General features: G+C 65.7%; 7 protein-coding genes. 4 read left to right on the top strand and 3 right to left on the bottom strand.

All coding sequences use genetic code 11. The features are described from left to right. Positions 1-38: 38 nt before the first annotated feature. The 3 genes from RM463_RS11335 to RM463_RS11325 form a co-directional block, all read right to left on the bottom strand. Complete coding sequence (locus tag RM463_RS11335; RefSeq protein WP_311430098.1) at positions 39-1,631, bottom strand: antiporter; 1,593 nt, start codon at positions 1,629-1,631, stop codon at positions 39-41. A 276-nt stretch (positions 1,632-1,907) separates the two neighbouring features. After that, positions 1,908-2,573, bottom strand: coding sequence for a two-component system response regulator NarL (gene narL, locus RM463_RS11330; protein ID WP_195689625.1), 666 nt, complete (start codon positions 2,571-2,573; stop codon positions 1,908-1,910). After that, positions 2,570-4,504: a type IV pili methyl-accepting chemotaxis transducer N-terminal domain-containing protein gene (locus tag RM463_RS11325; protein ID WP_311430097.1), complete on the bottom strand. Its 1,935-nt coding sequence runs from the start codon at positions 4,502-4,504 to the stop codon at positions 2,570-2,572. The genes narL and RM463_RS11325 overlap by 4 nt, the downstream gene beginning before the upstream one ends. A 155-nt stretch (positions 4,505-4,659) precedes the next feature. On the opposite strand from RM463_RS11325, the gene RM463_RS11320 reads away from it, so the two are divergent. The 4 genes from RM463_RS11320 (at position 4,660) to narJ (ending at position 12,308) form a co-directional block, all read left to right on the top strand. Beyond that, a complete protein-coding gene (locus RM463_RS11320) occupies positions 4,660-5,940 on the top strand; it encodes an MFS transporter (RefSeq protein ID WP_311430096.1) in 1,281 nt (426 codons plus the stop codon). Positions 5,941-6,146: 206 nt separating this feature from the next. Beyond that, positions 6,147-9,929 carry a nitrate reductase subunit alpha gene (locus RM463_RS11315; protein WP_311430095.1) on the top strand — a complete coding sequence of 1,261 codons (3,783 nt, stop codon included), beginning with the start codon at positions 6,147-6,149 and terminating at the stop codon, positions 9,927-9,929. Beyond that, on the top strand, positions 9,926-11,524 hold the full coding sequence (gene narH, locus RM463_RS11310; RefSeq protein WP_311430094.1) for a nitrate reductase subunit beta: 1,599 nt from the start codon (positions 9,926-9,928) through the stop codon (positions 11,522-11,524). The genes RM463_RS11315 and narH overlap by 4 nt, the downstream gene beginning before the upstream one ends. Next, on the top strand, positions 11,517-12,308 hold the full coding sequence (narJ, locus tag RM463_RS11305) for a nitrate reductase molybdenum cofactor assembly chaperone (RefSeq protein WP_311430093.1): 792 nt from the start codon (positions 11,517-11,519) through the stop codon (positions 12,306-12,308). Before narH ends, narJ begins: the two co-directional genes overlap by 8 nt. Positions 12,309-12,318 lie beyond the last annotated feature (10 nt).

Here is a 12,318-nt window from a genome sequence, read left to right as displayed (position 1 = left end):
CTATCGGGTTAAGGGACGATATCGGGTTCGGTAAGGGATCAGGGGTTCTTCACATAGGCGCCGGAACGCAGGTAGAACCACCAGTTGACCACCAGGCAGACGGCGTAGAAGACCGCGAAGCCGTACATGGCGAGCTCCGGCGTGCCGGCCTTGATCTGCTCACCCATCACCCGTGGCGCGATAAAGGAGCCATAGGCGGCGACGGCGGAGGTCCAGCCCAGCGCCGGGCCCTTCTGCTGGGGGTCGAAGATGAAGCCGATGCTACGGAAGGTCGAGCCGTTGCCGATGCCGCTGGCGGCAAACAGCAGGATGAACAGCAGCAGGAACATCCAGAAGTACTGGTTGGGGTCGGTGGCGTTGTAGGCCAGCATCATCACGTAGCCGGCGCCCACGGAGCCCACCACCATGATGGCGGTGATCACCTGGGTGACGATGGAGCCGCCCAGCTTGTCGGAGATCCAGCCGCCCACCGGGCGAATCAGGGCGCCGACGAAGGGACCCATCCAGGCCCAGGTCAGGGCGCTGGGGGCGTCCGGGTTGGCGACACGGACCATGCTGCCATCGGCGGCCACCTCCATCATGTTGCCGAAGATCACCGAGATGGAGAGCGGCAGGGCCGCTGAGAAGCCGATGAAGGAGCCGAAGGTGGCGATATAGAGCACCGTCATCGACCAGGTGTGCTTGTTGGAGAAGATCTCGAACTGCTTCTTGATGGCGGGCTTGATATCACCCGGGATCAGGCGCAGCAGCACCACGGTCAGCACGATGGTCAGCGGCAGGGCGATCCACATGTTGAGATAGCCCAGCGCCACCACACCGGCGATGGAGGTCACGATGCCGACTCCGTAGAGGCCGAGAATCTTGCCGAAGGCCTGCAGCGGGGAGCCCGGGTTCGGGGTGATGGTGCGCAGGTTGTTCATGCCGAACCAGCCCGCGAAGGCCAGTGGAATCAGCAGCAGCATCCACACGAAGCCGGCGTTCTGGATCCAGGTATCGGTGCCCGCCTCGATGCGCCCGATCAGGGTGCCGCTGGCCTTCTCAAGCGCCATCGGCTCGCCACCCAGGGCGCCGAACAGGCCCAACGTCATCACCAGCGGGATCAGGATCTGCATGGTGGTGACGCCGAAGTTGCCGAGCCCGGCGTTCATGCCCAGGGCATAGCCCTGCTGCTTCCTGGGGAAGAAGTTGGAGATGTTGCTCATCGAGTTGGCGAAGTTGCCGCCGCCGATGCCCGAGAGCAGCGCCAGGGCCTGGAACACCCAGAACGGCGTCCCGGGATTCATCAGCGCGATGCCGGTTCCCATCGCGGGGAGCATCAGCAGGGCGGTGGTCAGGAAGATGGTATTGCGACCGCCGGCGATACGGATCATGAAGGAGGCCGGGATGCGCAGGGTGGCACCGGCCAGGCCGGCGATCGCGGTCAGGGTGAACAGCTGCTCCACCGAGAACGGAAAGCCCAGGTTCTGCATCTGAGTGGTGATCATGCCCCACATCAGCCAGACGGCGAAGCCCAGCAGCAGGCTGGGAATGGAGGCCCACAGGTTGCGGTTGGCAACCCGCTTGCCCTGCGACTCCCAGAACTCCTCGTTCTCGACATCCCACCGTTCGATGTCGGCATTCCTTCCGGTCATGACGTTTCCCCCTTGAGGTCTAGCGGTGTTCGCATCGGCCATGATCGGGTTGATCAATATCAAGGCGCGCGAAGATGAGGAAAAGATACGCCGCGCGGCGGCATCGGGAAACGTGGCATGCGGCTCCCCCTGGCGGTGGCATACCTCCAGGGGGGTAGGAGAGGGCTGTTTTTAATTTGCTGTTTTTATTGAGTTATTTTTATTTCAGAGGTAAGGGTAAGGGGCGCGTCGACGCCCCGGGGGTATTTGGAGGTATCCACACAGAGCCCGCTTCGGCTAGCGCTCGATGCCCTCCTGCACGGCCCATACCGCCGCCTCGACCCGCGAGCGCAGGTTGAGCTTCTTGAGCAGGTGCTTGACGTGGACCTTCACCGTGCCCTCGGTGATCTCCAGCTTGCGGGCGATCATCTTGTTGGAGAGCCCCGCGGCCAGCTCGCGCAGGATCTCGCGCTCCCGCTGGGTCAGGCTGTGGATATCCGGTGCCGCCGGCTGGCTGCGCTGCTTGCGCAGTGCATCGGCGAGCAGCGACGTCAGGCTCTCGCTGAGCACCATGCGGCCCAGTGCCGCCTGACGCAGCTGACGAATCATCTCGTCGGGGTCCATGTCCTTGAGCAGGTAGCCATCGGCGCCCGACTGCAGGGCGTTGACCACATCCTCTTCATGGTCCGAGACCGTGAACATCACCACCCGACCGGCGAAGCCGTTGCCGCGTAGCCGCCTGAGCGTCTCGATGCCGTCGATTCCCGGCATGTTGAGGTCGAGCAGCACCATGTCGGGGTCGAGCTCCCGAGCCAGGCGGATCCCCTCCTCGGGCTCGCCGGCCTCGCCGGCGAGCAGCAGGTCATCCTCCAGCTCCAGCAGCTGGGAGACGCCGCGGCGCAGTAGCGGATGATCGTCGATGATCAGGATGGTGGCGGGGTGATCGGTCGTGGTAGCGGTCATCCTCGACTCCTGTAGCCATGGGGGGGATCGGTCGCCTCGTCGGCCGTGGGGGCGGCGTCGTCTGGGTGGAGGGCCACCTGCTGGTGGATCAGACGGGCGGTCTTGGGTGTGAAGATCAGCTCGACCCGCGTACCGCCGTCGGGGCGATTATGCAGACTCAGGCGGCCGCCCAGGGAGTCGGCACGGTCGCGCATGATCACCAGCCCGTAGTGCATCGGTGGCGAGCCGTCGTCGGCCAGGCCGATGCCGTCGTCCTCGATGACAACGTGCAGACGGGCCGCCTGGAAGTTGACGGTAACGGCGGTCCAGTGGGCGTTGGCATGCTTGAGCACGTTGGCCAGCGCCTCGCGCACCACCTGCAGCACGTGGATATCTTCATTGGGGCTGAGCAGGTGGGGTGGGACGTCGATCTCCAGGTGGACGGCGAAACCGAGACGCTCGCCGAACTCCCGGGCCGTCTGACGCAGGGCGCTGGCCAGACCCGGAGCCTCCAGCTTGAGGCGGAAGGTGGTGAGCAGCTCGCGCAGCTGACGGTAGGCGCTGTCGAGTCCGGTGCGCAGCTCGTCGAACACCGCCGCCTGGCTCTCCCGCGAGGCATCCTTCTGCTGCATGCGCTCGAGCCTTGCCACCTGCATCTTGAGATAGGAGAGCGACTGGGCCAGGGAGTCGTGCAGCTCCCGGGCGATGATGGCGCGCTCGTTCATCAGCGACACCTGCTGCTGCTCCTCGATACGCCGCTGCAGATAGATCGCATTGGCCAGCTGGTCGGCCAGGGCATTGAGCAGGCGGCGCACGCTGGCGGAGAGCGGCTGGCTCCTGGAGTGCCATACCTCCAGGGTGCCGAGCATCAGCTCGCCGACGCTCACCGGCAGCAGCAGGCACTCCCCCTGTTCGGTCTGCTCCAGCCTGAGGGGCGCGGGGTCGATCAGGCAGGCGTGGCAGTCGTGGTCGCGGCAGTACTCCGGGCGGCGCGGCGAGTGAGTGGCGAGTATCGGGATCTGGCGATCATCGTAGGGGTCGTTCAGCGATAGCCGAATCGGACCGACCTCGAGCAGCTGCTCCAGCTCGCGCAGCATGGGCGCGGCGCTGGCGCAGAGATCGTTGCCACCGCCGTAGAGGGCGCGGCTGCCATCGTGCATCACCTCCATGGCCCGATTGCTGCGCTCGAGCTCCCGCTGCTTGCGCGAGGCGCGCGCCTCCAGCTCGGCGTAGCTGGCACCGAGCTCCGTCGCCATGCCGTCGAGGGTGCGCCCGAGCAGGGCGAGTTCGTCGTTGCCGGTCAGGTGCGTACGGTAGTCGAAGTTGCGTCGGGCGGCTTCGCGGGCCAGTACCACCAGCTGGCGCAGAGGCGCCACCAGGTTGTGACGAATATCATAGAGGGCGATGGCCACCACGACCGCGGTCAGCACCAGGAACAGGACCTGCAGCACGCTGAGCAGCTGGATCTTCGACTCGCTGTTCTGTTCGAGGAGGCTGACCAGCCGATCGATGTCCGCCACCAGGCTGTCCAGCGTCTGACGCAGCGGGTCGATCTGCACCCTTGCCTCGTCGATGGCCTGGGTCACCTGGGGGGCCAGCGCCGTGTGCCAGTTCGCCACCAGCAGCCGGTAATGCTCCCGCAGGGGGTGGTCCTCGGCCTTGGGCAGCGTGGCGGTCAGTCGTGGGCTGGCCAGGCGGGTCTCCAGGCGTGACATCAACGCTTCCACTCGCTCGCGTTGCGCCGGTTCGGGGTGGCGCTCGTAACGTTGCAGGGCCGCGACGATCTGGTAGGTGTTCATGCGCAGCGAGCCGGCCACGTTGATGGCGGCGGCGTCACCACGGCTGTCGTTGGCCACCGTCATGGTGACCACGATGCTGACCAGGGCCATGGCGCTGATGGCGAGCAGGGAGGCGACGATGCGGGCCACCAGGGAGTGTTGCAGCAGTCTCATAGTCTCCACTGGCCGTCGGGGAGTGGCACATTGCATGGTGCTGGCTCGAGTCTACTACACCCAAGGGGGTAGGGCAGGTACCTCCACTGCCCCTTTGACCCCGGGGGCGGCTCTACACAGACTTTGATCACACTCCATCGCCCCCTGGCCCTGTGATGCCCCACGTCTCCGAGCGCGATGCCGTCGTCGGCTACCGCCCCCTGGTGGTGGTCCTGCTGTCGCCGCTGGCCTTTGCGCTGGTGTTCGCCAGCTGGACCATCTTCGCGGTGCTGGGGCTGGAGCTGCGCGCCATGCTGGGGCTGGGCGAGCTCGGCTTCGCGCTCATGCTGGCCACCCCCATGCTGACCGGGGCGCTCGCGGCGCTCCCCATGGCAGCCCTGGCCCGGCGTCACGGGGGGCGGCGAGTGATGATCGCCTGCCTGCTGCTGATCTGTCCCTTCCTGTGGGCGGTGGCCCACTCCAGCACCTATCTGCACTTCCTGCTCGCCGGCGCCGGACTGGGGCTGGGGGCCGGCTCGCTGGCGGCGGGACTGGTCTATGTGGCCGAGCTGTCACCGCGGCGGCATGCCGGCCTGGCGCTGGGGCTCTATGGTGCCGGGATGGTGGGGGCCGGGCTCAGCTATCTGCTGCTGCCGCTGATCAGCCAGGCCTATGGCTGGCGCAGTGCTCCCCTGCTCTATCTGCTGCCGGTGCTGGCGGTGGCGGCGCTGTTGTGGCTGTTCGCCGATGATCCGGATCCCCCGGCCGATTCGGGCGAGATCGATGATGACGTCATGACGAGGAGCGCGCGGCCGGGCTGGCTCGAGGCCCTGCGACACTGGCGACCCTGGCGACTGGCGGTGGTCTACAGCTTCTTCTATGGCGCCTTCGTGGCGCTGTCGCTGTGGCTGCCGGGCTACCTCGGTGCCCAGTACGGCCTGGAGTTGCGGAGTGCCGCGCTGCTGGCACTGCCCTTCCCGCTGGCGGTGGGGCTGGGTCAGGTGGCAGGCGGCGCCTGGGGGGATGCCCACGACTTTCGCGCCCTGCGCTGGTGGGTCAGCGCCTTCGTGCTGGTCTGCCTGTTCCTGCTCTCCTACCCCCCCTTCACCATGCAGATCGAGGGGGTGGGACGGGTGCTGACGCTGCACTATGCCGCGCCGTTATGGGGCTTTCTGACGCTGCTGGTCGCCATGGGGCTGATCATGGGGGTGGGCCAGGGCAGTCTGATGCGCATGATTCACCGCGACCACGGCAGTCAGCTGGCGCTGGTGGGTGGGCTGGCACTGACCCTGGGCGGTCTGTTTGGCGCTCTGCTGCCGCTGATGTTCGCCCTGGGCAATCACTGGGTAGGCATCCGCACCGCGGGGTTCATGTTTCTCTACGCGTCGCTGGTGGTGTGCATGCTGGTGATGCTCTGGGATCACGTCAGCGGCGCGGGGCGAAAAGGGACCCGATAAAGGCGATACCTCGCCCATGACGGGCCTCTATCTCCTTGGTGGTAGGGAGGCGGTATATGGAGGTAACCGGGCAGTAATCGTCGCGTCGATCACCCAGAATTGCCTGCATGTCACCGGCCTGGTCCGCGCATGAGGCGCACTCGATCCAGGCTGACCGAGTGGCCCCGCGAGGTCACACCTCTTTTTCAGGAGCCTGGAGAGCGACCATGAGTCACTTCATCGATCGGCTGAACTTCTTCCGCAAGGCCCGCGAGCCCTTCGCCAATGATCACGGCGAGCTGCGCGACGAGTCCCGCGGCTGGGAGAACGGCTACCGGCAGCGCTGGCAGCACGACAAGATCGTGCGCTCCACCCACGGCGTGAACTGCACCGGATCCTGCAGCTGGAAGATCTACGTCAAGAATGGCCTGGTCACCTGGGAGACCCAGCAGACCGACTATCCGCGCACCCGGCCCGATCTGCCCAACCACGAGCCGCGGGGCTGTCCGCGCGGTGCCAGCTACTCCTGGTACATGTACAGCGCCAACCGTCTCAAGTATCCGCTGATCCGCAAGCCGCTGCTCAAGCTGTGGCGCCAGGCGCTGGAGGAGAAGAAGGACCCGGTCGAGGCCTGGGCCTCCATCGTCGAGGACCCGGCCAAGGCCAAGCAGTACAAGCGTGCCCGCGGCATGGGCGGCTTCGTGCGCGCCGACTGGAACGAGCTTAACCAGCTGATCGGCGCCTCCAACGTCTATACCACCAAGCAGTACGGCCCGGATCGCATCATCGGCTTCTCGCCGATTCCCGCCATGTCCATGGTCAGCTACGCCTCCGGTGCCCGCTACCTGTCGCTGATCGGCGGTGTCTGCCTGTCGTTCTATGACTGGTACTGCGACCTGCCCCCGGCCAGCCCCCAGACCTGGGGCGAGCAGACCGACGTGCCCGAATCTGCCGACTGGTACAACTCCGGCTACATCATCGCCTGGGGCTCCAACGTGCCGCAGACGCGGACCCCGGACGCCCACTTCTTCACCGAGGTGCGCTACAAGGGGACCAAGACCGTCTCGGTCACCCCGGACTACGCCGAGGTCTCCAAGCTCACCGATGAGTGGCTCTCCGCCAAGCAGGGCACCGATGCCGCCCTGGCCATGGCCATGGGCCATGTGATCCTCAAGGAGTTCCACCTCGAGAAGAGCAGCAGCTACTTCACCGACTATGTACGGCGCTATACCGACATGCCGTTCCTGGTCGAGCTCGAGGCTCGCGAGGACGGCAGCTATGCGCCGGGCCGCCAGATGCGCGCCAGCGACTTCGAGGCGAGCCTGGGCCAGGACAACAACCCCGAGTGGAAGACCGTGGCGTGGGACGAGGCTCGCGACCAGCTGGTGGTCCCGCGGGGCTCCATCGGCTTCCGCTGGGGCGAGACCGGCGACGAGGTGGGCAAGTGGAACCTCGAGCCGCTGGACGCCGAAGGCACCGAGATCAAGCCGCTGCTGACCCTGGCCGACAGGCATGACGAGGTGGCGAAGGTCGCCTTCCCCTACTTCGGCGGCATCGCTCACGAACACTTCGATCACGTCAAGAGCGGCGGCGCCAGCGACGAGCTGCTGTTCCACAGCCTGCCCGTCAAGCGCCTGAAGAAGGCCGACGGCTCCGAGGCGCTGGCGGTCACCGTGTTCGACCTGATGTGTGCCAACTACGGCATCGACCGCGGGTTTGGCGAGGATGACGGCGCCACCTCCCTGGACGAGGTGAAGCCCTACACCCCGGCCTGGCAGGAGAAGATCACCGGCGTGCCCGCCGAGCAGGCCACTCGTATCGCCCGTGAGTTCGCCGAGAATGCCGACAAGACCCAGGGTCGCAGCATGATCATCGTCGGTGCCGGCATGAACCACTGGTACCACATGGACATGAACTACCGTGGCCTGATCAACATGTTGGTCATGTGTGGCTGCATCGGGCAGAGCGGCGGTGGCTGGTCCCACTATGTCGGGCAGGAGAAGCTGCGCCCGCAGACCGGCTGGACCCCGCTGGCCTTCGGCCTCGACTGGCAGCGTCCGCCGCGGCACATGAACGGTACCTCCTTCTTTTACAACCACTCCTCCCAGTGGCGCTACGAGAAGCTCGAGATCAAGGAGATCCTGTCGCCGCTGGCCAAGGCCGAGGACTACCCCGGCAGCCTGATCGACTTCAACGTGCGCGCCGAGCGCATGGGCTGGCTGCCTTCCGCGCCTCAGCTGGGCACCAACCCGCTGCGCCTGGCCGCGGCCGCCGAGGCCGCCGGCATGTCCACCCAGGACTACGCCGTCCAGCAGCTCAAGGAGGGCAAGCTCGCCTTCGCCGCTGAGGATCCGGACAACCCCCAGAACTTCCCGCGCAACATGTTCATCTGGCGCTCCAACCTGCTGGGCAGCTCCGGCAAGGGCCACGAGTACATGCTCAAGTACCTGCTGGGCACCCGTCACGGTATCCAGGGCAAGGACCTGGGCGACTTCGGCGGCCAGAAGCCGGAAGAGGTCAAGTGGCATGACGATGCCCCCGAGGGCAAGGTCGACCTGCTGGTGACCCTGGACTTCCGCATGTCCACCACCTGCCTCTACTCGGATGTCGTGCTGCCCACGGCGACCTGGTACGAGAAGGACGACCTCAACACCTCCGACATGCACCCCTTCATCCACCCGCTGACCGCGGCCACCGACCCGGCGTGGGAGTCGCGCAGCGACTGGGAGATATTCAAGGGCATCGCCAGGTCCTTCTCCGCGGCCGCCGAGGGGCATCTGGGCGAGGAGACCGACCTGGTCACCCTGCCGCATCAGCACGACTCCCCGGCCGAGCTGGCTCAGGTCGATGTGAAGGACTGGAAGAAGGGCGAGTGCGAGCCCATCCCCGGCAAGACCATGCCGGCGCTGATCGAGGTCAAGCGCAACTACCCCGAGACCTATGAGCGCTTCACCTCCATCGGCCCGCTGCTCGAGAGCATCGGCAACGGCGGCAAGGGGATCAGCTGGAAGACCGAGTCCGAAGTGGACCTGCTCGGCAAGCTCAACCACCGCAAGACCGAGGGGCCGCACAAGGGCCGTCCGCGCCTAGACAGCGCCGTCGATGCCGCCGAGATGATCCTGACCCTGGCGCCGGAGACCAACGGCCAGGTGGCGGTGAAGGCCTGGGACGCGCTCTCCAGGATCACCGGGCGGAATCATACCCACCTGGCGCATCCCAAGGAGGACGAGAAGATCCGCTTCCGCGACATCGTCGCCCAGCCGCGCAAGATCATCTCAAGCCCCACCTGGTCCGGACTGGAGGACGAGCACGTCTCCTACAACGCCGGTTACACCAACGTGCATGAGCTGATCCCGTGGCGCACGGTGAGCGGTCGCCAGCAGTTCTACCAGGACCACCCCTGGATGCGCGCCTTCGGCGAGAGCCTGCTGGTCTATCGTCCGCCCATCGACACCAAGGCGGCGGTAAGCGTGGCCGAGCACGGTTTTGCAGAAAACAAGAGCAACGGTAACCCGGAGATCGCGCTGAACTGGATCACCCCGCACCAGAAGTGGGGCATCCACTCCACCTACAGCGACAACCTGCTGATGCAGACCCTGTCGCGGGGCGGCCCGATCGTCTGGATGTCCGAGGACGATGCGAAATCCATCGGCGTCGAGGACAACGACTGGATCGAGCTCTACAACGCCAACGGCGCCATCTCGGCCCGGGCGGTGGTCAGCCAGCGAGTCAAGAACGGCATGGCGATGATGTACCACGCCCAGGAGCGGATCCTGAACATGCCGGGCTCCGAGATGACCGGCACCCGCGGCGGCATCCACAACTCGGTGACGCGCGTGTGTCCCAAGCCGACCCATATGATCGGTGGCTACGCGCAGCTCTCCTACAGCTTCAACTACTACGGCACCGTCGGTTCCAACCGCGATGAGTTCGTTATCGTGCGCAAGATGAAGAAGATCGACTGGCTGGACGGTGAAGGCAACGATTACGAGCAGGAGGCCGTGAAATGAAGATTCGTTCCCAGGTAGGCATGGTCCTCAACCTCGACAAGTGCATCGGCTGCCACACCTGCTCGGTGACCTGCAAGAACGTCTGGACCAGTCGCGAAGGGGTGGAGTACGCCTGGTTCAACAACGTCGAGACCAAGCCCGGCATCGGTTATCCCAAGGAGTGGGAGAACCAGGGCAAGTGGAAGGGCGGCTGGATGCGCCGCAAGGACGGCAAGATCGAGCCGCGCATCGGCGGCAAGTGGCGGGTGCTGGCGAATATCTTCGCCAACCCCGACCTGCCGGAGATCGACGACTACTACGAGCCGTTCACCTTCGACTACGAGCATCTGCACACCGCCAAGCAGGGTGAGCACCAGCCCACCGCGCGTCCGCGCTCGCTGATCTCCGGCCAGCGCATGAACAAGATCGAATGGGGGCCCAACTGGGAGGAGATACTCGGCACCGAGTTCGCCAAGCGGCGCAAGGACATGAACTTCGAGAAGGTGCAGGCCGATATCTACGGCCAGTTCGAGAACACCTTCATGATGTATCTGCCGCGCCTGTGCGAGCACTGCCTGAATCCGACCTGCGTGGCGAGCTGCCCCTCCGGGGCCATCTACAAGCGCGAGGAGGACGGCATCGTCCTGATCGACCAGGACAAGTGCCGGGGCTGGCGGATGTGCATCTCCGGCTGTCCCTACAAGAAGATCTACTACAACTGGAAGACCGGCAAGTCCGAGAAGTGCATCTTCTGCTACCCACGCATCGAGGCCGGCCAGCCGACGGTCTGCTCCGAGACCTGTGTGGGCCGCATTCGCTACCTCGGCGTGCTGCTCTACGATGCCGACCGCATCGAGGAGGTCGCCAGTTCGCCGGACGTGCGCGACCTCTATCATCGTCAGTGCGAGATCTTCCTGGATCCCAACGACCCGGAAGTGATCGCCCAGGCGAGGAAGGATGGCATCACCGATAACGTGATCAAGGCCGCCCAGGCCTCGCCCGTCTACAAGATGGCCATGGACTGGGGGCTGGCGCTGCCGCTGCACCCCGAGTATCGCACCCTGCCGATGGTCTGGTACGTGCCGCCGCTGTCACCGATCCAGTCCGCCGCCGAGGCCGGCAAGGTCGAGTTCGACGGTGTGATGCCCAGGATCGAGTCGCTGCGCATTCCGGTGAAGTACCTGGCCAACATGCTGACCGCCGGTGAGGAGGAACCCGTGGTGCTGGCGCTCAAGCGCCTGATGGCCATGCGCCTCTATATGCGCGGCAAGCATGTGGAGGGCCAGGCCAACACCGAAGTGCTGGAGGGCGTCGGCCTGACCGTGCAGCAGGTGGAAGAGATGTACCGCTACCTGGCCATCGCCAACTACGAGGATCGCTTCGTGATCCCCACCAGCCATCGCGAGATGGCGACCGAGGCCTTCCCGGAGCGTGGCGGCTGCGGCTTCAGCTTCGGCGATGGCTGCCACGGCGACAGCAGCGAGAGCCTGTTCGGCGGGCGCAAGACCACCGCCACCCTGGTGAAACCGGTCGACACCTTCGATCCCGGCTCTCAAGAAAAAGCACAGAGCGGTGGCCGGAGCGACAAGCAAACCGAGGAGGCCCGTCATGGCTGAAGCCGTACAACAGATGGAGCCGGTGGCAGACATGCTGAGCCTGCGCGTGCTGGCCCGGCTGCTGGACTACCCCACCGAGGAGCTCCAGGCCGCCGCCCCGGAGATGATCGAGATCCTCGATGCCGAGCGCCGCCTGTCGGCGGCGCGACGCACCGCCCTGATGGATTGGTGCCAGCGTCTCCTGGAGGCCGACATCATGGAGCTCCAGGCGGAGTATGTGGCGCTGTTCGATCGCGGTCGCAATACCTCGCTGCTGCTCTTCGAGCATGTGCATGGCGAGTCCCGCGACCGCGGCCAGGCGATGGTCGATCTGATGGCCGAGTACCGGGCCGCGGGCTTCGAGCTCGACGCCCATGAGCTGCCGGACTATCTGCCGCTGTTTCTGGAGTATCTCTCCACCCGATCCGAGGCCGAGATCGGCCGCTGGCTGGGCGAGATCCGCCATATCCTGGCGCTGCTGACCGCGCGTCTCGAGGAGCGTGAGGCCGATTATGCCCTGGTGCCCCTGGCGCTGCTGGCGCTGATCGGTGCCGATGATGACGTCGCCGCCCATCGCCAGACGGCGAAGGAGGAGGCGCCCGACTACACCGCCGAGGCCCTGGACGAGGTGTGGGAAGAGGAGGCGGTACGCTTCACCGCCGATTCCGACCAGGATTGTGCCCTGCAGTCCGCCGAGGGGCGCCGGCTGGCCGAGCGCAAGAAGGCTGTGCCCAGCGACCCCGTTCGAATCCTGCCCGGCAGTGCCGCGAGTAGCGCCGCCGACCGCGGCCCGACCGACCGTTAAGGAGAATCAC

The organism is Halomonas sp. LES1 (assembly GCF_031846005.1).
Taxonomy (GTDB): domain Bacteria; phylum Pseudomonadota; class Gammaproteobacteria; order Pseudomonadales; family Halomonadaceae; genus Halomonas.
The sequence above is the reverse complement of the archived record's forward strand: the minus strand, read 5'-3'. Positions and strand labels throughout refer to the sequence as shown.